This is a genomic window from Saccharopolyspora sp. NPDC050642 (genome assembly GCF_040654735.1).
In the GTDB taxonomy this organism is placed as follows: Bacteria; Actinomycetota; Actinomycetes; order Mycobacteriales; family Pseudonocardiaceae; genus Saccharopolyspora; species Saccharopolyspora elongata.
The window spans coordinates 1-26394 of sequence record NZ_JBFAIN010000068.1; the positions used below are offsets into that span (position 1 = coordinate 1).

21 protein-coding genes are annotated in these 26394 nt (G+C 70.5%); 10 read left to right on the forward strand and 11 right to left on the reverse strand.

Features of this window, described 5'->3' with window-relative positions; all coding sequences use genetic code 11:
- Positions 1-213 (forward strand): hypothetical protein (locus AB0H93_RS43050; protein WP_358582453.1); only part of this gene is annotated, 213 nt, incomplete at its 5' end.
- 57 nt (positions 214-270) lie between these two features.
- Here AB0H93_RS43050 and AB0H93_RS43055 read toward each other — a convergent pair.
- Genes AB0H93_RS43055 through AB0H93_RS43065 form a run of 3 tightly spaced genes read right to left on the reverse strand, consistent with a single transcriptional unit; the run spans position 271 to position 4792 of the window.
- Positions 271-2520: a DUF3488 and transglutaminase-like domain-containing protein gene (locus AB0H93_RS43055; protein ID WP_358582456.1), complete on the reverse strand. Its 2250-nt coding sequence runs from the start codon at positions 2518-2520 to the stop codon at positions 271-273.
- Positions 2517-3770: a DUF58 domain-containing protein gene (locus AB0H93_RS43060; protein ID WP_358582459.1), complete on the reverse strand. Its 1254-nt coding sequence runs from the start codon at positions 3768-3770 to the stop codon at positions 2517-2519. The genes AB0H93_RS43055 and AB0H93_RS43060 overlap by 4 nt, the downstream gene beginning before the upstream one ends.
- A 2-nt stretch (positions 3771-3772) precedes the next feature.
- Positions 3773-4792, reverse strand: a complete 1020-nt coding sequence (locus AB0H93_RS43065) for a MoxR family ATPase (RefSeq protein ID WP_358582461.1) — start codon at positions 4790-4792, stop codon at positions 3773-3775.
- 631 nt (positions 4793-5423) lie between these two features.
- Here AB0H93_RS43065 and mraZ point away from each other — a divergent pair.
- The 4 genes from mraZ to AB0H93_RS43085 all read left to right on the forward strand — a co-directional run bounded on the left by mraZ (position 5424) and on the right by AB0H93_RS43085 (position 9758).
- On the forward strand, positions 5424-5855 hold the full coding sequence (gene mraZ, locus AB0H93_RS43070; RefSeq protein ID WP_132485633.1) for a division/cell wall cluster transcriptional repressor MraZ: 432 nt from the start codon (positions 5424-5426) through the stop codon (positions 5853-5855).
- 255 nt (positions 5856-6110) lie between these two features.
- Positions 6111-7097: a 16S rRNA (cytosine(1402)-N(4))-methyltransferase RsmH gene (rsmH, locus tag AB0H93_RS43075; RefSeq protein ID WP_358582464.1), complete on the forward strand. Its 987-nt coding sequence runs from the start codon at positions 6111-6113 to the stop codon at positions 7095-7097.
- A 22-nt stretch (positions 7098-7119) separates the two neighbouring features.
- A complete protein-coding gene (locus AB0H93_RS43080) occupies positions 7120-7902 on the forward strand; it encodes a hypothetical protein (RefSeq protein ID WP_358582467.1) in 783 nt (260 codons plus the stop codon).
- Positions 7902-9758, forward strand: coding sequence for a penicillin-binding protein 2 (locus AB0H93_RS43085; RefSeq protein ID WP_358582470.1), 1857 nt, complete (start codon positions 7902-7904; stop codon positions 9756-9758). The genes AB0H93_RS43080 and AB0H93_RS43085 overlap by 1 nt, the downstream gene beginning before the upstream one ends.
- Before the next feature lie 9 nt (positions 9759-9767).
- Here AB0H93_RS43085 and eccCb read toward each other — a convergent pair whose 3' ends face one another.
- Together eccCb and AB0H93_RS43095 are read right to left on the reverse strand one after the other, a co-directional pair.
- Entirely contained in the window at positions 9768-12416 is a 2649-nt protein-coding gene (gene eccCb / locus AB0H93_RS43090) for a type VII secretion protein EccCb (protein WP_358582472.1), read from the reverse strand.
- A gap of 84 nt (positions 12417-12500) precedes the next feature.
- Positions 12501-13847, reverse strand: a complete 1347-nt coding sequence (locus AB0H93_RS43095; RefSeq protein ID WP_358582475.1) for an MFS transporter — start codon at positions 13845-13847, stop codon at positions 12501-12503.
- A gap of 216 nt (positions 13848-14063) precedes the next feature.
- Here AB0H93_RS43095 and AB0H93_RS43100 point away from each other — a divergent pair, with 216 nt between their 5' ends.
- A complete protein-coding gene (locus AB0H93_RS43100) occupies positions 14064-15782 on the forward strand; it encodes an IlvD/Edd family dehydratase (RefSeq protein WP_358582477.1) in 1719 nt (572 codons plus the stop codon).
- Between the two features lie 65 nt (positions 15783-15847).
- Here AB0H93_RS43100 and AB0H93_RS43105 read toward each other — a convergent pair whose 3' ends face one another.
- On the reverse strand, positions 15848-16276 hold the full coding sequence (locus tag AB0H93_RS43105; RefSeq protein WP_358582496.1) for a CHAP domain-containing protein: 429 nt from the start codon (positions 16274-16276) through the stop codon (positions 15848-15850).
- A gap of 174 nt (positions 16277-16450) precedes the next feature.
- Positions 16451-17863 carry a PLP-dependent aminotransferase family protein gene (locus AB0H93_RS43110; RefSeq protein ID WP_358582480.1) on the reverse strand — a complete coding sequence of 471 codons (1413 nt, stop codon included), beginning with the start codon at positions 17861-17863 and terminating at the stop codon, positions 16451-16453.
- Positions 17864-17949: 86 nt separating this feature from the next.
- Here AB0H93_RS43110 and AB0H93_RS43115 point away from each other — a divergent pair, with 86 nt between their 5' ends.
- A complete protein-coding gene (locus AB0H93_RS43115; RefSeq protein ID WP_358582482.1) occupies positions 17950-18531 on the forward strand; it encodes a TIGR03086 family metal-binding protein in 582 nt (193 codons plus the stop codon).
- Positions 18532-18544: 13 nt separating this feature from the next.
- Here the strand turns inward: AB0H93_RS43115 and AB0H93_RS43120 are convergent, their stop codons facing one another.
- Genes AB0H93_RS43120 through AB0H93_RS43135 form a run of 4 tightly spaced genes read right to left on the reverse strand, consistent with a single transcriptional unit; the run spans position 18545 to position 21974 of the window.
- Positions 18545-19705 carry a pentapeptide repeat-containing protein gene (locus AB0H93_RS43120; protein ID WP_358582485.1) on the reverse strand — a complete coding sequence of 387 codons (1161 nt, stop codon included), beginning with the start codon at positions 19703-19705 and terminating at the stop codon, positions 18545-18547.
- Positions 19686-21083 carry a WXG100 family type VII secretion target gene (locus AB0H93_RS43125; RefSeq protein ID WP_358582487.1) on the reverse strand — a complete coding sequence of 466 codons (1398 nt, stop codon included), beginning with the start codon at positions 21081-21083 and terminating at the stop codon, positions 19686-19688. The genes AB0H93_RS43120 and AB0H93_RS43125 overlap by 20 nt, the downstream gene beginning before the upstream one ends.
- A 4-nt stretch (positions 21084-21087) precedes the next feature.
- Positions 21088-21408 carry a type VII secretion target gene (locus AB0H93_RS43130; RefSeq protein ID WP_358390428.1) on the reverse strand — a complete coding sequence of 107 codons (321 nt, stop codon included), beginning with the start codon at positions 21406-21408 and terminating at the stop codon, positions 21088-21090.
- 20 nt (positions 21409-21428) lie between these two features.
- Complete coding sequence (locus tag AB0H93_RS43135) at positions 21429-21974, reverse strand: YbaB/EbfC family nucleoid-associated protein (RefSeq protein WP_358582490.1); 546 nt, start codon at positions 21972-21974, stop codon at positions 21429-21431.
- A 221-nt stretch (positions 21975-22195) separates the two neighbouring features.
- Here AB0H93_RS43135 and AB0H93_RS43140 point away from each other — a divergent pair, with 221 nt between their 5' ends.
- Genes AB0H93_RS43140 through mraY form a run of 3 tightly spaced genes read left to right on the forward strand, consistent with a single transcriptional unit; the run spans position 22196 to position 26294 of the window.
- Positions 22196-23752 carry a UDP-N-acetylmuramoyl-L-alanyl-D-glutamate--2,6-diaminopimelate ligase gene (locus AB0H93_RS43140; protein WP_358582492.1) on the forward strand — a complete coding sequence of 519 codons (1557 nt, stop codon included), beginning with the start codon at positions 22196-22198 and terminating at the stop codon, positions 23750-23752.
- On the forward strand, positions 23749-25218 hold the full coding sequence (murF, locus tag AB0H93_RS43145) for a UDP-N-acetylmuramoyl-tripeptide--D-alanyl-D-alanine ligase (RefSeq protein ID WP_358582494.1): 1470 nt from the start codon (positions 23749-23751) through the stop codon (positions 25216-25218). Before AB0H93_RS43140 ends, murF begins: the two co-directional genes overlap by 4 nt.
- Positions 25215-26294, forward strand: a complete 1080-nt coding sequence (gene mraY / locus AB0H93_RS43150; protein ID WP_132485480.1) for a phospho-N-acetylmuramoyl-pentapeptide-transferase — start codon at positions 25215-25217, stop codon at positions 26292-26294. Before murF ends, mraY begins: the two co-directional genes overlap by 4 nt.
- Positions 26295-26394 lie beyond the last annotated feature (100 nt).

Below are 26394 nucleotides of genomic sequence, written 5' to 3' on the forward strand. Positions count from 1 at the left end.
GTCCACGCCGCAGCGGTCACGATCGCCACCGGAGTCACCGCCGAAAACGCCGCCGAGGTGCTCCACGGAGCGGAACCGGCGGCGATCTCCGCTATGCGCGCACTTTCACGACGGCCGATCTCTGAGGCCGTTGCAGGGAAACCTAGCGGCGATTTCGCGCGGAATCGCCAATCCTCGCCACAGGGCTTCGTCACTGCAGAGCCAGATTCCTGACGTCGCAGCACCACATCACGCCGTGGCGACCCAAAGGTTTCCGCGCGTTGCTCCAGGTCAGCGGTTGGCTTGGCGGAGCTCCAGCACCGAGCGGGGGAACAGGCGCGAGCGCCAGTCCAGCGGTGCCGCGCGGCGGAGGCTGTCCAGGACGCCGCGCAGCGTCTCCGGGAGCGTCGGCTCAGGCTCCTGCCCCGGTGGTGCGTACCACTCCCGCTCCACCGCCACGACCAGCGCTCGCATCGCCTTGGCACCGGACTCGTCCAGGCCGTGGCGCTCGATCAGCCCGGTCGCGACCCGGCGTGCGGTATCGGCGGCCGCCGGCCGCGTGCCCCGGTCCTGGAACTCGTCCAGCACCTCCCGCCACGCGATCCCCGCGGCGCCCTCCGCGCCTTCGGCGACCGCGCGCAGCCGTCGCCTCCGGCGGATCTCCCGCGCCACGGCCGGCGCCGCGAGCAGCACCGACCCCAGCACCAGGACGCCGATCACGACCGGCCACGGGTTCGAGCTCTCCGCCTCGCGCGGTGCTCGGGGGGTGCCGACGTCCGCGCCGTCCGGGTGCTCCGACCCGGGCACCGAGCCGGCGGTGGGCGGCGTGCTCGGCTGGGGCTGGCCGGGCTGCGGCGCCGGCTGCTGAGCCTGGTTCAACTCGCCGTCGAGGAACTCCGGCAGCGCGGCCCGGCCGTCGCTCAGCGGCGTCGGGTCGAATGTCTGCCAGCCCCAGCCGGGGAAGTACGCCTCGACCCAGGCGTGCGCGTCCTCGGTGGTGATCACCTGCTCGTCGCCGTCGCGGTAGCCGGGGGTGAAGCCGATCGCCACCCGGGACGGGATGCCGACCGAGCGCAGCAGCACCGCCATCGAGGAGGCGTACTGCTCGCAGAACCCGCGCTTGCCGCGGAACAGGAAGTCGGTCAGGGCGTCGCCGCCGGTCGATGGGGCCGTCTGAAGGTCGTAGCGGAAGCCGTTGGCCGGGTCGGTGAAGTAGCGGTTGAGCGCGACCGCCTTGTCGAAGTCGGTGGGCGCGTTCGCGGTGAGCCGCCTGGCCAGGTCGGCGACCTGCGGCGGGATTCCCGCGGTGTCCAGGTAGGCGGGCGCGATCTGCGCCGGGCCGTGGGCCTGGCGCAGCTGGTCCGGCGTCGGCCGCTGGACGAGCAGCTGCTCGACGTAGGGGCGGCTTTCCTGGTTGGTCTGGGTGAACACGATCCCGGCGGCCGGGTCGTAGCGCCAGTTCGTGCCCATCCCCGAGACGAACAGCGGGACGCCGAACACCGGCAGCCACGGGTCGCGGTAGCCGATCGGCTGGATCTCGACCCGTTCGTAGTCGCCGAGCATGATGTCCGTGCCGTCGGGCGGCGCGAGCTTGGCGTTGGCGTCAACGCCCTGGGTGAGGCCCTCCAGCTCCCAGCCGCGCTCCGGGTCGAACTTCCGCAGCGTCATCGCCCGCAGGTAGGTGTCCTGCCGCAGGCCGCGGACCCGGAACAGCTCGACGACGCGGTCCCGGTTGAGCTGGCCGCGCAGCGAGGTGAACGGCTGCAGCCCGATGCCGTCGGTGCCGCTGAACTGCTCCGGCACGGATCCCGGCAGCCGGCCCTCGGTGCCGACGCCGGTGAACACCACGCCCGTGAGCACCGCGATCACCCCGGCGGTTCCGGCGATCGTGGCGGTGGTGCGGCCGAACACGGTGTGCGCGACCTGGTTGCGGTCCTCCTGCCGCCGCCACCTGCGGTGCTGGCCGCCCGAGGCCAGCAGCACGGCGTAGCCCAGCGCGCCGGCGGTGAAGGCCCACCACGGCAGCATGTCGTCGGCCAGCGACGCCGGGACGGCGAACACGCACAGCAGCACCAGCCCGGCCACCGCCGGGCTGCGGTAGGTCACCACGATGACGTCGACCGCCAGCGCGACCAGCCCCAGGCCGAGGCAGACCATCAGCTGCAGCGCCGGTTCGGCGGGCACCGGAGGCACCCCGGTCCGCACCAGGTCGCCGGACTCGGCCAGCAGGTGGCCGAGCTCCCCGAGGGCCGCCGGCCCGGGCAGCACGCCGAGCACCGCGCTCTCGGCGAACTGCGCGGTCAGGACCACCAGCAGGCCGAACAGCTGCGCGAGCACGGTCAGCGGCAGCGACCACCGGACCCGGCGGCACAGCGCCCCGATGACCGCGACGGCCAGCACGGTGATCATCGCGGGGAAGACCCACCGGCTGTCGGCCAGCACCCCGGCGAACGCCGTCGACGCGCACAGCACGGCCAGCGCCGCGGCCGCGGTCGCCACCAACGACATGTCGATGGCCGCCGTCATCCGGTTCGCGGTCACGTCGCGACCTCCGATTCCGGTGCGGTCGTCTCCCGGCAGAGCCGCTGCCAGACGTCGGAGATCACGACCTCCGGGCCGTCCACGACGACCACCGTCCAGCCGGCCGCGCGCAGCCGCCGGGCGGTCTGCTGCGGGTCGAAACCGCCGCCGTTCTCCCCGTTCCAGGCGCCGACGTCGAGCAGCAGCGCGAGGCTTCGAGTCTCTTGTGGACGGAGCTTGGTCAGCTCGGCGACCGCAGCGGTGGTCGTCTCGCCGAGCACCGCGATGAGCTCCTGCCCGCTGCCCGGGTCGCGGGTGGCCACCAGGTCGCGCTGCGGCGAGCTGCGCACCGCGGCCAGCGCGTCCAGCACCGCGTCGTCGTCGTGCCCGCGGTCGGACGGCCCGGTGCCGCCGGTCAGCACGTGCCCGTCTTCGGTGACCAGCCGGACCTGCTGGCCGTTCTGGTGCAGGTGCAGGCAGATGCTGGCCGCCGCGGAGATCGCCCACTCGACGCTGCTGCGCGCGCCGCTGCCCCGGTGGGCTGCCGAACGCCGGTCCAGCAGCACCGTGACGCCGCCGTGCCAGGGCCGTTCCTCGACCCGCACCATCAGCTCGTCGCGGCGCGCGGTGGACTTCCAGTGCACCCGCCGGATGTCGTCGCCGTGCCGGTACTGCCGCACCATCGTGTCGTCGTCGCCGTGCCCGGAGCGCAGGCGGGTCGTGCCGTCGTCGCCGGTGCCCAGTCCGGAACCGGCGGGCAGCCCGGTGAGCCGGAACACCCTCGGCACCGCCACCAGCCGGTTGCGGCCGGCGAGCTCCCGTTCGAACTCGGAGAGCCCGAAGGGATCGTTGATCCGGGTGCGCAGCGGCCCGATGTGGTGGATGCCGCGCAGCGTCGGCGTCACCGAGTACTCCAGGATCGTGCCGCCGTGCCGGGGCGCCGCGTCCAGCCGGAACCGCGGCCGCCCGCCGAGCGCGTGCGGGGTGTTGTCCTCCAGCACCAGCCCGTCGACCGGGAGCCGGCCGCTGCCGGTGATGTGCAGCTGGACGCTTGCCTCGGTGCCGACCGGGACGCGTGGCTGCACCACCTGCCGCCGGGCCGCGATGCCGAACCGGGTGCGGCTGGCGAGCACCAGCGCCAGCAGCGGCAGCGCGATCACGAACGCCGACACCCGCAGGAGGTCCCGCTCGTCCAGCACGAGCGCGCAGATGCCGGCGGCCACGCCCGCCGCCAGCAGGCAGCGCCCGCGGATGGTCAGCCCCGAGAGCACGACTACCTGCGTTCGCCATCGCTGTCGCCGCGCGGCACCGGGATCCGGTTGAGCAGCTGCCGCACCAGGTCCGTCGCCGAGCGGCGCGACGCGCGGGCCTCGCTGGTCAGCACCAGCCGGTGGGCCAGCACCGGGACGGCGATCGCCTGCACGTCGTCTGGGACGACGAACCCGCGGCCGGACAGCGCGGCCTGCGCGCGGGCGGCGCGGACCAGCTGCAGGGTCGAGCGGGGCGAGGCGCCCAGCCGCAGCTCGGGCAGCTGGCGCGTCGCCGTCACCAGGTCGATCGCGTAGCGGCGGATCTCGGTGGACAGGTGCACCCGGCGCACGGCCCGCAACAAGGCCTGCACCTCGCCGCCGTCGGCGACGGGGCGCAGGTCGCGCAGCGGGTCGTGCCCGGCGTGCTCGTCCACCATCGCCAGCTCCGCCTTGGCGTCCGGGTAGCCGATCGACACCCGGGTCGTGAAGCGGTCGCGCTGCGCCTCGGGGAGGGCGTAGGTGCCTTCCATCTCGATCGGGTTCTGGGTGGCGATCACCATGAACGGAGCGCTGAGGTGGTAGGTCTCGCCGTCGACGGTGACCTGGTTCTCCTCCATGCACTCCAGCAGCGCCGACTGGGTCTTCGGCGAGGCCCGGTTGATCTCGTCGCCGACGACGATGTTGGCGAACACCGGGCCGGGCCGGAACTCGAAGGACTCGGTCTGCCGGTTGTAGATGGACACGCCGGTGATGTCGCTGGGCAGCAGGTCCGGGGTGAACTGGATCCGGCTCACCGAGCAGTCGATGGACCGGGCCAGGGCCTTGGCCAGCGAGGTCTTGCCGACCCCGGGCACGTCCTCGACGAGCAGGTGGCCCTCGGCGAGCATGGTGACCAGCGCCACCCGCACCACCTCGGGCTTGCCCACCAGGACCTGCTCGACGTTGGCGGCGATGCGCTGGATGGTGCCGTGCAGCCGGTCGATGCTCGGTGCGGGCTCGGTGCCGGCCGGCGCGGCGCCGGACAGCTGGGCTTCAGGCGTCACGCCACCTCCTGCGTGTTGCGGCGCGGCAGCACGCCGGAACGGTCGCGCATGCGAACCTCCAAAGTCTGCGGCCGGCGGGCGGCTGTCGCGGTCCGCGCCGGCATCGCCCGGCGAAGCGGAAACGATCACCTGATCGAGACCGGCGGGCACGTGCAGTGTGCCAAACCGGCGGTGCCCGGCGGGACACCCGCACCGAACCTCGCCGCGGGCGGCGGACCGCCTCGCCCCACTTCGCCCCACCGAGCTCGCGCCACCGGCCGGCCACCGGTGCCCGGTCGGGCGGTCCCCGAGCATAACCGCGCGCTCCGACGGGTTGATCAAGGTCGGGCGGGCGAAACCCCCCACTTCGCCGCCACGCTGTGCTACCAGGGCAAACGGGGCCAATCCTGCCGGGGGAACCGGGGCAACTCGTGTTGACGGTGGAGTGATGTGGGGTAGTGTGGGGGAAGGTGGGGCAAACGGGGGTCCTGCCTCTTGAGGTGGGGCACTGCTTCAGGTGGGCACTGCTTCCGATGGCCATCGGTTTCGGCGACCAGCGGGAGCACCGGCTCGGAGGCCGTTCGGGGAGTGGACGGCACCGGGGCGGTCCGGGGTCGCCGTGCGGGCGGCCTGGGCGGGGAGGTGGACCGGGATGTTCCTCGGCACCCACCACCCGAAGCTCGACGACAAGGGGCGCTTGACGCTGCCGGCCAAGTACCGGGAAGCATTGGCGGGGGGGTTGATGGTCACCAAGGGACAGGACCACTGCCTCTACGTCTTCCCGCGCGACGAGTTCGAGCAGATGGCGCGCAAGGTCGCCGAGGCGCCGTTCACCAATGAGGCGGTCCGCGCCTACCAGCGGTACCTGTTCGCCGGCACCGACGAGCAGCAGCCGGACGGGCAGGGCCGGATCAAGATCGCGGCGGAGCTGCGGCGCTACGCCGGGCTGGCCAAGGAGTGCGTGGTCATCGGCGCGATCAACCGCCTGGAGATCTGGCACTCGGAGAGGTGGCAGAGCTACCTCGACGAGCACGAGGAGGGCTATGCGAAGGCGCAGGAGGAGGTGTTGCCCGGCGTGTTCTGAGCGTTCCGCCGACCGGCGGGGCGGGAGTTGACGGCAAGGGACCCGGGTTTCGTGAGGCCTCGGTCCGCTCGGCTATCGCATGCCTGGTGCATCTTCCCCGGCACCAGGACGCGACGGGCGGGCGGGGACCTGACGGGATCCGGAAAACCAGGGGGGCTTACCGAAGATCGCCACGCGCCGTTCGCGCGTGGCGATCGGCGGTATTCGACCGCGGTGTCGAACCGGAACGGGGCACGCGGGAAGGGAGGGACCGCCGTGGCCGAACAGCGGCATGATCAGGGCGGATCCGCCCGCGACAAGCACGTTCCCGTGCTGCTCGACCGGACGCTGGAACTGCTCGCGCCCGCGCTGTCCCGCGAGGGGGCGGTGGTCGTCGACGCCACGCTCGGCATGGGCGGGCACTCCGAGGCGATGCTCGCCGCGCACCCCGGGCTGACGCTGGTCGGGCTGGACCGCGACACGGACGCGCTGCGGCTGGCCGGTGAGCGGCTCGCGCCCTACGCCTCACGGATCCACCTGGTGCACGCGGTGTACGACGAGTGGGCCGACGTGCTCGCCGACCTCGGACTGCCCGAAGTGGACGGTGCGCTGTTCGACCTCGGGGTTTCCTCGCTGCAGCTGGACGAAACCGCCCGCGGCTTCGCCTACGCGCACGACGCCCCGCTGGACATGCGGATGGACCCGGGCGCGCCGCGCACCGCCGCGGACGTGCTCAACACCTACAGCGCGGACGAGCTGGCGCGGGTGCTGCGGACCTACGGCGAGGAGAAGTTCGCGGGCAAGATCGCCGCGGCGATCGTCCGGGAACGCCAGAAGGAGCCGTTCACCAACAGCGCGCGGTTGGTCCAGCTGCTCTACGACACCGTGCCGGCGGCGAGCCGGCGCACCGGCGGGCATCCGGCCAAGCGCACCTTCCAGGCGCTGCGCATCGAGGTCAACGCCGAGCTCGACGTGCTGGACCGCGCGCTCCCGGCGGCGCTGGACTCGCTGGCCGTGGGCGGTCGGATCGTGGTGATGTCCTACCACTCGCTGGAGGACCGGATGGTCAAGCGGGCCTTCGCCGACCGGACGAAGTCGCGCACCCCGGTCGACCTGCCGGTGGAACTGCCGGGCCACGGACCGGAATTCCGGCTGCTCACCAGGGGCGCCGAGCTCGCCGGTGAGCAGGAGATCGAGGCCAACCCCAGGGCCACGTCGGTGCGGCTGCGGGCCGCGGAGCGGGTCGGCCGGGGGAACGCATGAGCGGCAAGGCGAGGGAGGCGAGATGACTGCACCTACGCGTGCCGGCAAAGCCGCTTCGCGGGCGGGTTCCGCCGAGCGAACGCAGCAGGCCGCCCAGAAGACTGCGCAGAAGAGCAGCCAGAAGAAGTCCGGGCAGAAGCCCGCCCAGAAGTCGGGGCAGAAGACGAGCGAGAAGCCGCGGACGCGGTCCGCCGCGGCCGAGCGCGCCTACGCGCGTCGCGAGGAGCGGCGGGACCGGTCGGCGCGGGAGCCCGCCGACCGGCGGCCGCGCCAGCTGCGGCAGGGCGTGGAGGAGCGGCGTCCCGCGGCGAAGCCGAAGCCCAAGGCGAAGGCGAAGCAACTGCACGAGCGGGTTTCGCTCGCGCGGTTGCCGTTGGTGGTCGTGGTGATGGCGGTGCTGGCCACCGGGCTGGCCGCGACGTTGTGGCTGTCCATCGCCGCGGTCAGCGGCAGCTACCGGCTGCAGCAGGGCGAGGACCAGATCAACGCGCTGAACGAGCGCAAGGAGCAGTTGCTGAGCGAGGTCAGCTCGATGGGCTCGACGCCGGAGATCCAGCGTCGCGCCGAGGAAGCCGGCCTGCGGCAGGCGCCGTCCCCGGCCCGCCTCGTCCAGCAACCGGACGGCTCGGTGACCGTCATCGGTGAGCCGAAGAAGGTCACTGCGGCACCGCCGCCCGCTCCGCCGCAGCCGCCGACCGGGCAGCCCCCGGCTGAGCAGCCGCAGGCCGGGCAGCCTCCGGCGGCGGAAGGCCAGACGCCGCAACAGCCTCCCGCGAACCAGCAGGTCGTGCAGGCGGGCCGCTGATGGCCCGAGGGGCGACCAGCGGCATCCGGCGGCGCACCGCGCGCACGAACGTGGCCGGCAGCAACCGGCGGCTGCTCGTCGGCCGGTTGCTGCTGGTGATCGCTTTGGTGCTCACCGGCGGCAAGCTGATCCAGGTGCAGGGGTTCGAGGCCAGCGCCCTGTCCGAGAAGGCGCAGGCGCAGCGCGCGGCCAAGCAGATCATCCCGGCCGAGCGCGGATCCTTCACGGACCGCAGCGGGAACGTGCTCGCGTTCAGCGGTGAATCGCGGCAGCTCTACGCCAACCCGAACCTGCTGACCAAGACCTTCGACGAGGAGCACGCGAAGAACCCCGAGAAACCCACTTCGGAGCAGTACAAGCGGGAGATCGCCCGCTACATCGCGCAGGTGCTGCCGGGGGTGATCAGCGAGCAGGAAGTGCTGGACGCGCTGTTCAAGGACGCCGGGTTCACCTACTTCGGCCCGCCGATCGATCCGAGCCAGGCGCGGCTGATCACCGAGAAGTACCCGCACATCGGGGCCGAGTACCGGGCGACCCGCGAGTACCCGGCGCGCTCCGTGGGCTCGAACATCATCGGCGTGGCGAACTGGCGACGGGACGACCGGAAGATCAAGGGTCTGATGGGCCTGGAGGCCTCGATGGACCCGCTGCTGGCCGGCACCGCCGGCGAGAAGGTCTCCGACACCGCGAGGGATTCGAACCTGGTCATCCCCGGCACCGAGCGGGAGCTGAAGGCGGCGATCCCGGGCTCCGACGTGCAGCTGACGATCGACTCGGACCTGCAGTTCATGCTGCAGCGCCAGCTCGCCGACTACACCCGCGCGGCCCAGGCGAGGAGCGCCAGCGCCGTGGTGCTGGACGCCAAGACCGGCGAGATCTACGCGCTGGCCAACGACAAGGCCTTCGACCCGGGCGCCCCGTCGTGGGGCGACAGCCCGGACAGCAACCCGGCGGTGACCACGCCGTTCGAGCCGGGCTCGGTGGGCAAGGTGATCACCGCGGCCGGGGCGATCGAGAACGGCATCGTCAAGCCGGACACCGTGCTGCAGGTGCCAGGCTCCATCAAGGTCGCCGACCGGACCGTCGGCGACGCCTGGCCGCACGGCACGCTGCCGCTGACCTTCACCGGCGTGCTGGGCAAGTCCTCCAACGTCGGCACCCTGATGGTCGCGCAGCAGCTCGGCGAGGACCGGTTCTACGACCTGGCCAAGAAGTTCGGGCTGGGCCAGGTGACCGGCAGCGGCCTGCCGGGGGAGAGCGCGGGCAGCCTGCCGCCGCGCCAGTCCTGGTCCGGTTCGACGTTCGCGAACCTGCCGATCGGCCAGGGCCTTTCGATGACGGTGCTGCAGATGGCGGGCATGTACCAGGCGATCGCGAACGACGGGGTGCGGATGCCACCGCGGATCATCGCGGCGGAGACCGGGCCGGACGGCACGCGCGTGGAGCGCCCGCGCCCGGAGGGCGTGCGGGTGGTCAGCCCGGAGACGGCGCACACGGTTCGGGACATGCTGCGCTCGGTGGTGCAGAACGGGCCGGGGCGCGAGCAGGACGGCACCGGGCCGGGCGCGGCCCTGCCGGGCTTCCAGGTCTCCGGCAAGACCGGGACGGCGCAGCAGGTCGACCCGGCCTGCCGCTGCTACAGCCAGTCGAAGTACTGGATCACCTTCGCCGGGATGGTGCCCGCGGACAACCCGCGCTTCGTGGTGGGGCTGATGCTGGACCAGCCGGCGTACGGGACGCAGGACGGTTCGTCGGCGGCGCCGCTGTTCAACGAAGTCGCGTCGTTCCTCACCCAGCGCTACCAGATCCCGCCGTCCAAGGAGCAGGCGCCGATCCAGACCCTCCAGGTCCCCTGACGGCGGACGTCAGGGGACGAGGGGCGTCTGGATCAGCTGAAGACCCTGCCGGCGGTTGATGAGTGTTCCACGGCCCGGCGGGAGCGGGCGGGCGGACGTGATGCCCATCAGCTTGCCTTCATCGGCGTTCGCGCTCATCGCCAGCGCCGGAGCGTTGGTTTCGCGCAGCGTCGCGATGAAGTGCTCGTACAGCGCGCGTCCCGCACCGGCGGAGTCGCGGGTCAGCACGACGTGCAGGCCGAGATCGGCGGCCATCGGCAGGAACTCCGCCAGCGGCGCGAGCGGGTTCTCGCCTCCGGACGCCACGAGTTCGTAGTCGTCGACGACGATGAACAGGTCGGGGCCCGACCACCAGGAGCGGTTCCGCAGCTGTTCCTGCGTCACGTGCGGTCCCGGCATCCGCTTCCGCAGCGCCGGGATCACGTCCTCGACGTGGCTCCTGAGCTGGTCGGGGGTGATCACGTACGCGGCCAGGTGCTCGGTGGTGAGGAACCCGAGCAGCGTGCGCCGGTAGTCGACCAGCAGGATCAGCGCTTCCTGCGGCGCGTACCGCTCGGTGATGCCGCGGATGATGGTCCGCAGCAGCGTGGTCCGGCCGGATCCGCGTTCGCCGATCGCGTAGAAGTGCGGCTCCCGGCGAAAGTCCAGGTGCACCGGTTGCAGGGCCTTCTCGCCGATGCCCAGCGGGATCAGCTTCGGGTGGTTCGCTGGTGGGAACCGGTACGGCAGCTCCGTCGGCAGCAGCCGCACCGGAGGGGCCGGGTATCCGCGCCAGCCGGACCGCACGCGGTCGACCAGGTCCGCGACGGCGTCGGCGTGGCTGTCGCGGTAGACCTCCTGCGCCGAACGGGGCCACCGCCCCTTCTCCCGGTACGCTTCCCGATCGGCTTCCACCAGGTCTGCCAACTTCGCGCCGTCCACCCGGGGTAGCGCGGTGAGGAAGTGCTGCTTGCTCGGGTGCATGCCGCGGCCTGGTTGGTATTGGGGCACGCGTGCGGCGTGCTTGGGGTCGATCTCGGATTGGTCCGAGTCCGAGAGCCGCAGCTCGATGCGGTTCTGCAGCAGATTCCGCAGCCCGGGGCGGATGGCGGCCCATTGCTTGGCTGCGACGACCACGTGGATGCCCGACGTCAGGCCTTTCTCGGCCAGCTGGCGCACGTCGACGTCCATCTCCGGGAACGCCGCTCGAAGTGCTTCCCAGCCGTCGATCAGGAGGAACACGTCGCCGTACGGGTCGGGGTCCGGCTCGCCGCGCAGCCTGCGGTCGCGTAGTTCCGCCATGCTCCGGATGCCCAGCTGCTGGAAGAGCTGCTGCCGCCGGGCCAGCAGCGCGTCCAGCTCGAACATGGTTCGCCGCACCGCATCGACGTCGAGTTCGGTGATCACCGAACCCACGTGCGGCAGGTCCCGGAACGCCGCCAGCGAACCTCCGCCGAGGTCGACGCAGTAGAACTGCACCTCGCGCGGCGTGTGCGTCAGTGCCAGCGATGCGATCAGCGTGCACATCGCGGTGGACTTGCCCGAACCGTCCTGGCCCACGATCGCGCCGTGCGCGTCCAGGTCCAGCACCATCGGGTCCTGCCGGCGCAAGTACGGGTCGTCGAGCAGCCCAATCGGCACCTGCAACGGCCGGTCTGTCGGGCGGCGAACCGCGGCGTAGCCCCGGGCGTCGTTGTGCTGCAGCGGGGGAAGCAGGGCGTCCAAAGTAGGCGGTTCTTTCAGCGGCGGCAGCCAGATCTGGTGTGCCGCAGGGCCCTTGCCTCGCATTTCGGTCAGCGTGGTTGCGAGGAGGTTTTCCTCGGGCTCGCCGCCGGACACGTAAGCCGTCTTGAACTGCCTGATGCCGTCGGAAGTGCGCAGGTATCCGACGCCGGGCTCCGGCGGCAGGTCGTAGGCGTCGGGCACTCCGATCGCTGCGCGGGACTCGGCAGCGCTGAAGGTCCTCAGCGCGATGCGGTAGGACAGGAACGCTTCGAGGTGGCGAACCTTTTGTTCTTCAAGCCTTTGCGATGCAAGCAGCAGCCGGACACCCAATGGACGGCCGAGACGGCAGATCCGCAGCAGCAGATCAGCGAAGTCGGCGTGCTGCGAGATCATTTCGCTGAATTCGTCCAGCACCACGACCAGCGTCGGCAACGGTTCTTGACAGCGCTGGTCGCCGGATTCGCGCATCTGGCGGTATTCCCAGGAATCCCTCGCTCCAGCGCCGCGCAGCAATCCCATGCGGCGACTCAACTCGCCGTCCAGTGAGTCCTGCAGTCTGCTGGGCAGCTCGAAATCGGAAGCCAAGCTGGCGACGATCGCGGAAACGTGCGGCGCGTTCTCGAACTTGTGGAACGTCGCGGCACCCATTTGCTCGGCGAGCACGAAGTTGACGTCGGTCGGCGGATGCGTGGCCATCAGACCGAGGACGATGGTGCGCAGTAGTTCCGACTTGCCGGACCCGGTCGCGCCGATGATCAGGCCATGGGGTCCGATCCCGCCGAGCTCGGCTTCTTTGAGGTCGAGCTCGAACGGATTCCCCGCCTCGTCCACGCCGATCGGGATCCGGTAGAGGTCCTGCGCCGAGCGCGGTGCCCAGGCGCGGGCGATGTCCAAGTGCGGCCCCAGGTTCCACAGCTCCGCCGGGTCGGCGTCGTGGATCCACGCCTCGGTCATGCACGGTCCCCCTGAACGTCGTGATGCGGCAAGCCATGTATATCAAGCGGCCTGCCGCACCACGGTCGTTCGACCGACCCGCCGTCAGGCGGCTCCACCTGTCTTGCTCGGTGAGGTCTGGATCTCCTCGGCGGGGGCTTTGAAGCGGGACAGCGTCAGGAACAGCGCCGCCGCCGCGAAGCCGCAGAACGCCAGCAGGTACAGGCCCGCCGTCTGCGAGCGGAAGGAGGTCTCGATCCAGGTCTTCGCGATCGGGGCCACGAATCCGCCCAGGTTGCCCAGCGAGTTGATCAGGCCGATGCCGGCCGCCGCGGCCGTGCCGGTCAGGTACGCCGCCGGGAACGTCCAGAACACCGGCTGCACCGAGATGTACCCGGCGGCGGCCACCGACAGCCCCGCGATCGCCAGCACCGGGCTGCTGAAGTACGCCGACGCCGCGATGCCGACGGAACCGGTGGCGACGCAGGCCGCGGCGACGAACCGCTTCTTGGGCTGGGCGAGCCGGTCGGCGCCGGTGGACACCGCGATGTTCACCAGCAGCGCCACGGTCCACGGGATCGCCGTCACCAGGCCGACCAGCAGGCCGACCTTGCTGCCCACGGCGGCGGCCACCTGCGTCGGCAGGTAGAACGTCATGCCGTAGACGCTGCACTGGATCAGGAAGTAGATCAGGCAGAAGAACAGCACCCGCCGGTCCACCAGGGTCGACCACATCCGGTGCGGGCCGTGCGCCTTCTTGGCCTCGGCCTCGCGGTCGACCGCGGTCTGCAGGGCGGTGCGCTGGTCGGGCGAGAGCCACTTGGCGTCGGCCGGCTTGTTGTCCAGGTAGAAGTACGCCCACACGCCGACCACGCACGCGATCAGGCCTTCGACCGCGAACATCCACTGCCAGCCCAGGATTCCCGCCACGCCGTCGAGTTCCAGCAGCAGTCCGGAGAGCGGGCCGCCGAGCACCGACGCGAGCGGGATGCCGAAGTAGAACAGCGCGTTGCAGCGCGCCCGGTACGCGTGCGGCACCCAGTAGGTGATGTACAGGATGACGCCGGGGAAGAAGCCCGCTTCGGCGACGCCCAGCAGGAAGCGCAGCAGGTAGAACAGGAACTCGCTGTTCACCAGGGCCATCGCGGCCGAGATCAGGCCCCAGGTCACCATGATCCGGCACATCCACCAGCGCGCGCCGACCCGCGTCATGATGAGGTTGCTCGGCACCTCGAACAGCGCGTACCCGATGAAGAACAGCCCGGCCCCGAGCGCGTAGGACGCCTCCGAGATCCCGGCGTGCGCCTGGAACTCCTGCTTGGCGAACCCGATGTTGACGCGATCCAGGAACGCGATCACGTACATGAAGAACAGGAACGGCAGCAGCCGCACCATGACCCGCCGGATCGCGGTCGTGAGCGCCTCGTCGGGCGCTCGCTCGCCGGTGTGCACCGTGCCTCCCCGCTGAGGTGGTGAGCGTTCGAAATATCGAACTTCGTTCGTGATTTGGGTCACGAGCGTAGGGCTGCTGGTCGGGGCCGTCAATGGCGTGTCCGGTATCGCAACCATTGTTCGAGATTGCGGATGGTCGGGGCCGGGCTATTGCGCGCGGCCGAGCGAGCTGGTTACGTCGCAGTGGTCAGACCATGGTCTCGACGAGGAGGACGCATGAGCACGCCACGGCGCAGTGCGAGTTGGTTCGGGGCCCACGGCCGGGCCGGGATGACCGCCCGATCCTGGGTCAAGAACCAGGGCTACAGCGACGAGGTGTTCGACGGCCGCCCGGTGATCGGCATCGGCACCACCTGGTCCGAGCTGGCGCCGTGCAACGCCCACCAGCAGCGGATCGCCGAGGCGGTCAAGCGCGGGGTGTGGCAGGCGGGCGGTTTCCCGCTGGAGTTCCCGAACATGGCGCTGGGCGAGACGCTCATGCGCCCGACCACCATGCTCTACCGCAACCTCCTCGCGATGCAGGCCGAGGAGACGATCCGCGCCAACCCGCTGGACGCCGTCGTGCTGCTGTCCGGGTGCGACAAGACGACACCTGGCCTGCTGATGGCGGCGGCCAGCGTCGACCTGCCCACCGCGATGCTCACCGGCGGGCCGATGCTCAACGGCAAGTACAAGGGCACCGACATCGGCTCCGGCACGGCGGTCTGGCAGGCCGAGGCCGACCTCGTGGCGGGCAAGATCACGCAGGACGAGTGCTACTTCATCGAGGGCTGCATGTCCCGCTCCAACGGGCACTGCATGACGATGGGCACCGCGTCCACGATGGCCTGCATCGTCGAGGCGCTCGGCATGCAGCTGCCGTACGCGGCGTCCTGGCCGGCCGTCGACGCGCGCCGCTACGCCGCCGCCCAGCAAACCGGGCAGCGCATCGTCGAGATGGTCGAGGAAGACCTCAAGCCCTCCGACGTGCTCACCCGCGACGCGTTCCGCAACGCGATCCGGGCCAACGCCGCGATCGGCGGCTCCACCAACGCCGTCGTGCACCTGATCGCCATCGCCAAGCGCGTCGGCGTCGAGCTGACCGTCGACGACTTCGACACCGACACCCGCGACGTGCCGACGCTGGTGAACCTGCAGCCCAGCGGCAAGTTCCTGATGGAGGACTTCTGCTACGCGGGCGGGTTGCCCGCGGTGCTGAAGGAACTCGGCGACCTGGTCGAGCGCTCGGCGGTGACGGTCACCGGCCGCTCGATGGGCGAGAACATCGCCGGCGCGGAAGTGCACAACCGAGAGGTGATCACCGCGTTCGACGAGCCGTTCCAGGCCGTCGGCACCGGAACGGCGGTGCTGCGCGGCTCGCTGGCGCCGGACGGTGCGGTGATCAAGCAGTCCGCGGCGTCGCCCCGGCTGCTGCAGCACCGCGGCCCGGCGATGGTCTTCGAGGACGTCGACGACTACTACGCGGTGTGCAAGGACGACGATCTCGACGTCGACGAGAACACGGTGCTGATCGTCCGCAACGCGGGACCGAAGGGCTATCCGGGCATGCCGGAGGTGGCCAACGTGCCGGTGCCGAAGAAGGTGCAGGACCGCGGATTCGACGACATCGTGCGGATTTCCGACGGCCGGATGAGCGGCACCGCCTACGGCACGGTGATCCTGCACGTCACGCCGGAGGCGGCCGCGGGCGGCCCGCTGGCCTTCGTGCGCACCGGCGACATCGTCAGCATCGACGTGCCGAACCGCCGCCTCGACCTGGAAGTGCCTGCGGAGGAGCTGAACCGCCGCCGGGCGGAGTGGAAGGACCCCGACAACCCGTACCCGCGCGGCTACCAGCGGCTGTACTACGACCACGTGCTGCAGGCGTCCGACGGCGCGGATCTGGACTTCCTGGTCGGCAAGTCCGGCAGCTACGTGCCCCGCGACGGCCACTGACGGCGGTCGCGGGTCTTCCGGGGCGTCCTGGAAGACCCGCGACCGGCCGGGAGTGTCCACTGTGGTCAGCCGCGCGGCACCTGCGGGTCGCTCCAGCCGAGGTAGTTCTTGAAGTACGAGACGCTGTCGGCGTGGCCGATCTTGCCGCCGATGCTGCTCGCGTAGATACCACCGTTGCCGTCGGCGATGCCGACGTGCCCGTACTGGCTGATGTTCCAGTACACGAACGCGCCCTTGGGCGGGGTGGAGCCGTCGGTGTGCGCCTTGCCGGCGCGCACCGCGCCCTGCCAGTGCGCGATCGCGGACGGCCAGACGCCCGTCGTGCCCCAGGCGTTCTCCACGGCCTTCTCGCAGAGGCCCTGGTAGGAGGTGTCACCCTGGTGCTTCTGGAACCATTCGACGGCGCCCTGCGCGGTGCCGTCGCCGGGACTCATCTGAACGGCCTGCGATGCGGGTTCGGCGATCACGCTCGGCGCGGCGAGCGGAGCGAGCACGAGTGCTGCGGCAACACCGCAGGCGCCGGTTAATCGAACGAGACGGTTCTTGTTCACGAAGTCCTCCCGGAGCGCAAAAATCTCCAACGAACGGGAAGGACGCTAGCGATCTCCGCACCCGAACACCATCAAGAACACCTGAACAGCCGATGACACAACGCCTCGCCGCCGGTGTCAGCCGGCGAGGCACGAGTGCAGGCGGCGAAGCCCCTCGGCGATGTCGGGTACCGCGATCCCGCCGTATCCGAGGACGAGTCCCGGACGACCGCGCTTCGCCTTCCGGTACGGACGCAGCGCGAGGACTCCGACGCCGGTGTCCCGCGCGCGTTCGGCGATCGACTCGTCGTCGGTTCCCTCCGGCAACAGCGCCGCGAGGTGCAGGCCCGCAGCGGCTCGGATCGGCTCGACCAAGCCGGTGAAGTCCCGCTGCAATGCGGTCGAGATGAGTTCATGCCGTTGCGCGTATTCGGTCCGGGCGCGGCGAATGTGCCTGGCCAGCAGGCCTTCCTCGATGAACTCCGCGAGCGCGGCCTGCAACGGCATCGACGCGTGCAGATCGGCGACGTACTTGGCGGCCTGCAGCGCGGTGCGGAGGCTTCGTGGCGCGATCAGGAAACCGATTCGCAGCACGGGCAGGAGCACCTTGGACATCGAGCCGACGTAGATCACCCGGCCCGCGCGGTCGAGGCTCTGCAACGGTTCGATCGGCCTGCCCGAGAAGCGGAATTCGCTGTCGTAGTCGTCCTCGACGATGACCGAGCCGGTGCGCTCGGCCCACTCCAGCAGCGCCGTCCGGCGCAGCAACGACATCGGCATGCCGAGCGGGAACTGGTGCGACGGCGTGACGTACACGATCCGGGCGCTGTCGGGGATCTGGTCGACCTGGATGCCTTCGGCGTCCACCGGTACACCGACGACCTTCGCGCCCAGCGCCCGGAACAGCTGACGAGGCGGCGGATACCCCGGATCCTCGACGGCAACGCAGGTCCCGGGTTCGATGAGGACCCGGCCGACCAGGTCGAAGGCCTGCTGTGCCCCGTTGGTGACCACCACGTCGTCGGCGGTCGCCCGCACGGCCCGGGACACCCCGACGTGCCGCGCCAGCGCGGCGCGCAGCCCGGAATGCCCGGCGGGGTCGCCGTACATCGGCGAACCGACGCCCGACGTGCGGAACCAATGGGCCAGCAGGCGGCGCCAGGCCGCGTGGGGGAACAACCGGATGTCGGGAATTCCGGCTCGGAAGTCGAAGTCCGGGGTGGGCCGATCCATCCGGGGAACCCGGATCCGCTCCCAGCCGGGGACGGGCCGGATGTCCTGCCCGGTGGCCGATTCCGGTGCCCGGTCGAAGCCGCCCGGCTGCACGTAGGTGCCCGATCCGGTTCGGCCGGCCGCGAAGCCCTCGGCGGTCAGCCGGTCGTAGGCCGCGCTGACGGTGTTCCGGGACACCGACAGGCGTCTGGCCAGTTCGCGAGTGGGCGGCAACGCCTCGCCGGTGCGAAGCCTGCCGTCCAGGACCGCTGCCTTGACCTGCCGGTAGATCTGCCCGGCCAGGTCGTCCCGGCCGACCAGGCTCACGTGGAATTCCACGCCGCTAGGTTAGCCGGAATCGGCCCGTTGGAGTTGGCGGAATTTGGCTCTACCGCTGGGCCGATGCGCGTCCATAACCTCGACGCGTGGACATTCGGAACTTGCACCGGCGGGCCATGCGGGACACCGGTGGCGTGATCGCTCAGATCCGCCCCGACCAGCTGCGCCTGCCCACGCCGTGCGCGGACTGGACGCTGCACGGGCTGTTGCGGCACATGGTGAGCGAGAACCTGGCGTTCGCTCGCGCCACCACGTCGGGCACAGAACCGTCCGATGTGGACTGGAATGCGGGGCGGCTCAGCGCCGACCCGGCGGAGGACTACCGCAGTTCGGCCGCCGATTTCGGCAAGGCGTTCGCTGCCGAAGGCGTGCTGGACCGGCAGGTCCGGGTCCGCGAATTCGGCGTGTTCCCCGGCAGGGCGGCCCTGGTCTTCCACTTCGTGGACATGGTGGTCCACGGCTGGGACGTGGCGAAAACCATCGGCGCCCGCTACGAACCGGACGAGGACCTACCGGCCACGGCACTGGAACTCATGCGCCGAAACCCGCCACCCCAGGACGGCACCGGAGTCTTCGCCCCGAAGATCGAGGTTCAGGACTCGGCACCGGCCCTGGACAAGCTGCTCGCCTTCCTCGGCCGCAACCCGAATTGGCCGGCACTGAGGTGAGCACCAAAGCCCCTCAAGGCATGGTGGGGTAGTCGAAAACGGTGATCGGTTCCTCGACGTCGTCCGACGGTGCGCTGCGGAGTTCGGCGAGGATTGCGTCGGCCTTGTCGCTGGAGAGGTCGACGAGGCCGATGTGCAGCGGTGCGTTGTTGGTTTCGCGGGCGGTGAGGGCTGCCGGCAGGGCGTGCAGCAGCTCGACTAGGACCGGGCGGTTCTTCACGCCGAGCTGCTCGACCTTGGTGAAGAGCAGGGCTTTCGCCGGAACCCGGGCGATCGCTTCGGAGAGGGTTCCGGCGCCGGGTGAGATGGCGTGGATGAGGGCCTGGGTGGACGGCGCGTTGCGGACATCCACCTCGATCAGCCGTTCAGGGCCGCTGCCGAACTGCTGAATCCAGCGGTTCACCTGCGAATGCGGCAGATCGACGTGGATCGCGCTGGTCTGGAGATCTATTTCGGGAATGTTGCGTGCCGCTACTGGCTGGACATCGATGGGCGATTGCTGTGCCGCTGCGCCGACTGCCCCGTCCTTTTTCCTTCGCTTCGGCTGAAGAATGGTCACATGCGCGCCGTGGGAAAGGAGCCAGTTCTCCAGATCGCTTCCTTCCAGCGTGACAAGCCCGTTGCGGGTTTCAACCTTGCACGGCCCGAAGGCTGTCCCGCGTAGTCCGTTGAAATTGGTATGTTCATCGAACAAGGCGTTGAGTGACGTTTGGTGCACGATTGCCGAGGCTAGTGATCCGCCTCTGAGATCTGACTGCAGGAAGCTTGCGCCGTTGAGTGCGGCACCGGCGAAAAGAGTGCGGGTGGCGGTTGCTCCGTATACCGATGCCCCGCTGAGGTCGGTTCCAGAAAGGTTGGCGTCGGTCAACGTGGCATTGTCGAAATTCGCTCGGGCCAGGTCGCTGCCGGCGAGGACTGATCCCGAAAGGTCCGCGTATTCAAAGTGTGCTCTGTAGAAATCTGCTCGGGCGAGCGAGATGTGGCGCAGGTTCGAATTGCTCAGCCAGGCTTCTACGAAGGAGCCTCCAGACAGGTCCGCTCCGCGGAAGTCATGGTAGGTCGCGTTGAAAATGCCTGACCGTGGCCCGGCGAGCCAGGATTCGAGGACTTCCGCCGTCGAGGGATCGGTTGGTAGCGCGCCAGGGAGCCAGTCCTCAGGGGTACCAGATGACATCGTCTTCCCAGCCTCTCTCGCGTACAACTCTCTTGAGATCGTCTATCGCCGCCTGGTTTGCGTTGCGAACATCCAGGATTACGGCACGTTCTTTCACCTCAATCTGCTCTTCGATTTTTCTTACGAACTCTGTATTGTTTTCCGGGTTGTAGGCTCCAGGAAAAGGTCTTGACTTGTCCCGCTGATCGGACAGTGGTGGCCAATCAGAATGTACTCCCTTCAGGTCGTAGTACTTGTCTTGGCTTGGTGAATAGTAGTCGCCCAAGCCTGGCTTGGGCGGACGTTGAATGTCACTCGGCAGTCGGTCGACGTCGCGGAGGTCCAAGCCCACGCGTGCCTCGTCCATGGTCGACTCGGTTACTTTTCCCTTGTTATCCGGGTCGTGCTTCATTGCGTCGAAGTCGTCGCGGTAGCGGTCCTCCAGGCCGTGGAGGTGCTTGTCCAGCGCGGATTTCTCCTGGTCGGTCAGCTCCGGGTGCGGCTCGGTGGGGTCGTTCGTCCGCCGCGGTAGCGGATCTTCCGGGTCGGGGTGGCCGGTTTTCGGGTCGTCCGGGGGGTCGTTCGGTGGGTCGTTGGGGTTTCTCGGGGTGTTCGGGGGTTTTTCCGGGGGCTGCGGGGCGGGTTTGCCGTGGGTTATGTCGGTGAGGATCTTCCGGAGCCGGCCGAGGAGGTCGACCAGCTTGCGGAGGAGGGGGACCAGGTCGCCCAGGGCGCGCAGCAGCTTCTGGACGACCTCCATGATCCGGACGGCCCAGCGGGCGACGCGGGCCGAGGCTTGGACCGCTACCGCGGCGACGCCCACTCCGGTGGCCGCTTCGATGGCCCAGGACACCAGCCTGCCCACGCAGTCGGCGATCAGATCGCGGACCACCTCGCGGATGGTGCCGACGAGCATGCCGGCCGTTTCGGTTCCTTCGGCGAGCGCTCCGGCGGCTTGCGACTGGGCCCGGATGAGCTCGGCGGTGGCCGCCAGCTGGGAGCGGTAGGCGTCGGCCGCCGCACCCGTCCAGCCCGCGGTGTCCCGGCTGACGTCGGCCTGCAACGCATCTGCGGTGGATCGCAGGGATTCGCCGACGTTGCGCCAGGTCTGGGCGTGGGCCGCGACCGCGTCGGCGTTTCCCGCCAGCCAGTCGAGCATGTCGGTGAGCGGCTGGACGAACTCGATCAGCCAGCCGACGAGCCAGGACACCCCCGTGCCGATGGGGTCGAGGACCGCGGACAGGACCTCCAGCCCGGCGCCGAGCACGGAGTAGCCGATCTCGGCCCACGAGCCCGATTCGATCGCCGAGCTGACGTCGGAAATGGCTTCGACGATGCCGATGCCGGTGTACCAGCTGGAGGAGTCCTGCGGTCGTGCGATCAGCGGGTTGTCGCCCACGTCGTCACCCGCCGAGTTCGTCGGCGAGGCGCTGGAGGCCGGTGGCGATCTCGGCGTCGGTCGCCTCGTGGTCCGCGACGGCGTCGCGCAGGGCGGCCGAGAGCGCCGAAACCGCGTCGTGCGCCGCGGATGTGGTGGACAGCACGGTCTCGGCGGTGCTGTCCAAGATCGGTGGTAGGAACTGGCAGATCACGCCGTAGGCGTCTGTGCCCAGTTGCACGCTCCGCCCGGCGTCTGCGGCCTGGCCGATCGCCGAGGCGTGGCCGTCGAGGCGGTCCGCGTGCGCGCGCAGCTGTTCGGCCGGCATCTGGAAGCCCTCAGCCATCGATTCCCCTCAGAAGGTTCCTAGTTCAGGAACGTCTCGTCGCTGAAGTCGCCGTCGTCGTGGGCGCCGTGCGCCTGCGTCGGACCGGCCTGCGGCGGTGGGCCGGGTGGCGCCGGCGGGCCGGGCGGTGGAGGCGCAGGTGCCGGCGGCGAGGTCGGGCCCGGCGGAGGAGGCGGAGGCGAAGCAGGCGGTGGTGCCGATGGGAAGCGCTGCCGGTAGTTCTCGGTCACCGCGTTGGCGACCTTCGCGTCGCGGTCGCCGAGCGTGGACTTGGTGGCTTCCGCCACCTGGTCGGCGATGCGGGACTGGGCTCGGCGCAGGACCGCCATGAACTCGGCGCTCAGCTCCGCTCCCGAGGCCCGTTGGTCGCTGAACCGCACGTCCGTCGGGACGCCCTCGGCGTCGACGGTCACGATTACCGAGCGGCCGCGTTCGGTGACGCGGATGCGGCTGATCTCCTGCTGCATCGCCGCCGTGCGTTGTGCCTTCTCCTGCAGGCCCTGCGCCCAGTTCTGGAGCGCCTTCTCCGCCTGCGCCGGATCCGCCCCGAAGTCCGGTGGCTGCAACCTCGTCCCCCTTGGCCCGAAAATCCGAGTCAGGGGAGTTCTACGGCACCTCGGGAGCGCGGTGGCGCGGGCGAATCGGGATTGGGCCGGACGGCTCAGCCCGTGCTCGGCCGAACAGGTGGCCGACCATGGGGATGCTTCCTCAGGTGGTACCGGTAGCCTGTCGCGACGTGCCTTCCGCGGTCGCGACAGCTCCGCCTCGCCCGTCTCACGTCGAGCCGGTGGAGATCGAGAAGCTCGCCGATTTCATCGGCGCGCGTGTACTTCGCGCCCCTGGTCACAGCGCTGCCGCAGCGCCGGTGACCGGGGCGACCCTGCGTGCTCAGCACGTTCGTCCCGGCGATCTGTTCGCCGCGCTGCCGGGCACTCGCGTGCACGGCGCCGACTTCGCCGAGCAAGCGCTGGATTCCGGCGCCGTCGCCGTGCTCACCGACCAGGCCGGGATCGAGCGGGTCACCCTCGCCGAGCACCCCGCCGTCCGCGAGGGCAAGGTCGCGCTGCTCGTGCACGACGATCCGCGCGGCGTGCTCGGCGCGGCCTCGGCGCTGATCTACGGCGATCCGTCGCAGAAGCTGAAGGTGCTCGGCGTGACCGGCACCTCCGGCAAGACCACCACGACCTACCTGCTGGAGTCCGCGCTGCAGGCCGCCGGGTTCGGCACCGGGCTGGTCGGCACCGTCGAGACCCGCATCGCGGGCGACCGGCTGGACAGCGCGTTCACCACCCCCGAGGCGCCGGACCTGCAGGCGCTGCTGGCCGTGATGGTCGAGCACCGGGTGACCTACGTGCCGATGGAGGTCTCCAGCCACGCGCTGGCCATGGGCCGCGTCTCCGGCACCCGGTTCGCCGTCGGCGCCTTCACCAACCTCTCCCAGGACCACCTGGACTTCCACCGCGACCTCGAGGACTACTTCCAGGCCAAGGCGCTGCTGTTCGACGGCCGCGCCGAGCACGAGGTCGTCTGCATCGACACCGACTGGGGCAAGCGGCTGGTCAAGCCGGACACCATCACGGTGTCCACCGCCACGGACGCGTCCTGGGCCGCCACCGACGTGCAGGCGTTCCCCACCGGGGAGCAGACCTTCACCGCGCACGGCCCCGACGGTCTGGAGCTGCACATCCGGCTGCGGCTGCCCGGCCCGTTCAACGTCGCCAACGCGCTGCTCGCGATCGGCGTCCTGCACGCCGCCGGCGTGCCCATCTGGGCCATCGAGCGCGGCCTCGCGGAGGTCGACGTGCCCGGCCGCATGGAGCGTGTCGCGCTCGGGCAGGACTTCACCGCTGTGGTGGACTACTCGCACAAGCCCGGCGCGGTCGCCGCGGTGCTCGACGCGGCCCGCGCGCAGGTCGACGGCAAGGTGATCGTGGTGCTCGGCTGCGGAGGCGACCGGGACGTCGCGAAGCGGCCGTTGATGGGCGAGGCGGCCGCCCGCCGGTCCGAGCTGCTGATCGTCACCGACGACAACCCGCGCAGCGAGGACCCGGCGGACATCCGGGCGGCCATGCTGGCCGGTGCGCAGGAGGTGCCCGCCGACCAGCGCGGGGACGTGATCGAGATCGGCGACCGGCGCGCGGCCATCGCCACGGCGGTCGAGCGAGCCGAACCGGGCGACATCGTCGTCGTCGCGGGCAAGGGCCACGAGACAGGGCAGGAGGTGGCGGGCGTCGTGCACCCCTTTTCCGACCGGGAGGAACTCGCCGCAGCCCTCCGCCATAGGCTCGGGGCCCCAGGGGATACCGATGTTCGTCGGGGGCAGGGCGACGAGGAGGCAAGTTGATCCGGCTCAGCCTCGCTGACATCGCGGAAGCGGTGGACGGCAGGCTTCATCGTGCGGAAGGCCCGGAGATCGTCAGCGCGGGTGTCGAGTTCGACTCCCGCAAGATCGAACCCGGCGGGCTGTTCGTGGCCGTGCCCGGGGAACGGGTCGACGGGCACGACTTCGCCGCGCAGGCGATCGCGGACGGTGCGGCGGGCGTGCTCGCCGCGCGGGAGGTCGACGCCCCGGCGGTGATCGTGCCGCCGGTGGACGACGACAGGCTCGGCGCGCTGGCGCTGGCCGGCGACGTGGACGGTTCCGGTGCCGCGGTGCTGGCCGGGCTGGCGAAGCTGGCCCGCCACGTGGTCGACCGGCTGCCGCAGCTCACCGTGGTGGGCGTGACCGGCTCGTCGGGCAAGACGTCCACCAAGGACCTGATCGCGCAGCTGCTGGAGCCGATGGGCTCGACGGTCGCGCCGCCCGGCTCGTTCAACAACGAGCTCGGCCACCCGTGGACCGTGCTGCGCGCCGACGAGAACACCCGGCACCTGGTGCTGGAGCTGTCCGCGCGCGGCGTCGGGCACATCGCGCACCTCTGCGAGGTGGCGCCGCCGCGCATCGGCGCGGTGCTCAACGTCGGCCACGCGCACCTCGGCGAGTTCGGCTCGCAGGAGGCGGTGGCGCAGGCCAAGGGCGAACTGGTCGAGGCGCTGCCCGCGGACGGCGTGGCGGTGCTCAACGCCGACGATCCGCTGGTCGCGGCGATGGCCGAGCGGACGAAGGCCCGCGTCGTGTTCGTCGGGGAGCGCCCCGACGCGCACGTGCGCGCAGTCGACGTCGACGTCGACGAGCTGGCGCGACCGACGTTCACGCTGGTCACCGCGCAGGGCGAGGCCCGGGTGACGCTGCCGCTGTTCGGCGAGCACCACGTGGGCAACGCGCTGACCGCGGCCGCCGTGGCGCTGGAGCTCGGCGCGACCGTCGAGCAGGTGGCCGAGCGGCTCGGCTCGGTGCGCCGGGTGTCCGCGCGGCGCATGGAGGTCAGCGAGGCGCCGGGCGGCATCACGGTCGTCAACGACGCCTACAACGCCAACCCGGAGTCGGTCCGGGCGGCGCTGAAGACGCTGGCCGCGATGACCCGCGGGCGTCCGGGCCGGGCGTGGGCGGTGCTGGGACCGATGGCCGAACTCGGCGAGTCGGATGCCGAAGCGCACGACGAGATCGGGCGGCTGGCCGTCCGGCTGAACATCGACCGGCTGGTGGTGGTCGGCGAGCAGGCCCAGGTGATGCACCAGGCGGCATCGCTGGAGGGGTCGTGGGGAGAGGAGTCGGTTCTGGTGCCGGACGTCGATGCGGCCGTCGCGCTGCTGCGCGCCGAGCTGCGTTCCGGTGATGTGGTGCTGACCAAGGCATCGAATTCCGCCGGGCTGTGGCGGGTCGCCGAGGCCCTGCTGGCCGAAGGGGATGCGGGGAGGCAGCAGCCGTGAAGCCGATCCTCGTGGCGGCCGCCGTGTCGCTCGTCGTTTCGATCCTGTTCACGCCCTACCTGATCCGGGTGTTCTCCAAGCAGGGCTTCGGCCAGGAGATCCGGGAAGAGGTGCAGAGCCAGCACGCCGCCAAGCGCGGCACCCCGACCATGGGTGGCGTGGCGATCCTGGTGGCCATGTGGGTCGGCTACCTGGTGAGCCACCTGATGGGCGGCGACCCGATGACCGCGTCCGGGCTGCTGGTGCTGGGCCTGACCACGGCGCTGGGCATCGTCGGGTTCCTGGACGACTTCATCAAGATCCGCAAGCAGCGCAACCTCGGGTTGAACAAGACCGCGAAGCTGGTCGGCCAGCTGATCGCCTCGGTGCTGTTCGCGATCCTGGCGATCCGGTTCGCGAACCAGAACGGCGTCACCCCGGCGTCGGTGGAACTGTCGTTCCTGCGCGACATCACGGTGATCTCGTTCGGCGCGATCGGGTTCGTGATCTTCGCCTACGTCGCGATCAGCGGCTGGTCGAACGCCGTCAACTTCACCGACGGCATGGACGGCCTGGCCGGCGGCACCGCGGCGATGGTGCTGGCCACCTACGTGCTGATCTCGTTCTGGCAGCTGCGCAACGACTGCTTCGCGCCGTCGGGCCCGATGCCGGGCTGCTACACGGTGCGGGACCCGCTGGACATCGCGGTGGTCGCCGCGGCGGCGATGGCGGCCTGCGTCGGGTTCCTGTGGTGGAACGCCGCGCCCGCGAAGATCTTCATGGGCGACACCGGTTCGCTGGCGCTGGGCGGCCTGCTGGCCGGGCTGTCCATGGTCACCCGCACCGAGCTGCTGATGATCGTCATCGGCGGCGTGTTCGTGGTCGAGGCGCTGTCGGTGGTGCTGCAGATCGTGGTGTTCCGCAGCACCCGGCGACGGCTGTTCCGGATGGCGCCGTTCCACCACCACTTCGAGCTCGCCGGGTGGGCGGAAACCACGGTGATCATCCGGTTCTGGGTGCTGGCCGGGATCAGCTGCATGTTCGGCGTCGGCCTGTTCTACGCGGACTGGCTCGAGAAGGCCATGATCCTCAAGTGACGGTGCGGGGGTCGTGAGTGCGCGACCGGGCTGGAGCCCGGGGGCTCGGGGGCAACAGAAAACCCATAGATCTGCTGGGAGGCAGACCCTCAGACCCCGT

What these genes read in the sequence shown, in the direction of transcription:
- eccCb (WP_358582472.1), bottom strand. Translation starts at nt 12,416, where the DNA reads ATGACCGAGGCGTGGATCCACGACGCCGACCCGGCGGAGCTGTGGAAC.
- AB0H93_RS43120 (WP_358582485.1), bottom strand. Translation starts at nt 19,705, where the DNA reads ATGTCATCTGGTACCCCTGAGGACTGGCTCCCTGGCGCGCTACCAACC.
- AB0H93_RS43130 (WP_358390428.1), bottom strand. Translation starts at nt 21,408, where the DNA reads ATGGCTGAGGGCTTCCAGATGCCGGCCGAACAGCTGCGCGCGCACGCG.
- AB0H93_RS43085 (WP_358582470.1), top strand. Translation starts at nt 7,902, where the DNA reads ATGGCCCGAGGGGCGACCAGCGGCATCCGGCGGCGCACCGCGCGCACG.
- mraZ (WP_132485633.1), top strand. Translation starts at nt 5,424, where the DNA reads ATGTTCCTCGGCACCCACCACCCGAAGCTCGACGACAAGGGGCGCTTG.
- AB0H93_RS43080 (WP_358582467.1), top strand. Translation starts at nt 7,120, where the DNA reads ATGACTGCACCTACGCGTGCCGGCAAAGCCGCTTCGCGGGCGGGTTCC.
- AB0H93_RS43100 (WP_358582477.1), top strand. Translation starts at nt 14,064, where the DNA reads ATGAGCACGCCACGGCGCAGTGCGAGTTGGTTCGGGGCCCACGGCCGG.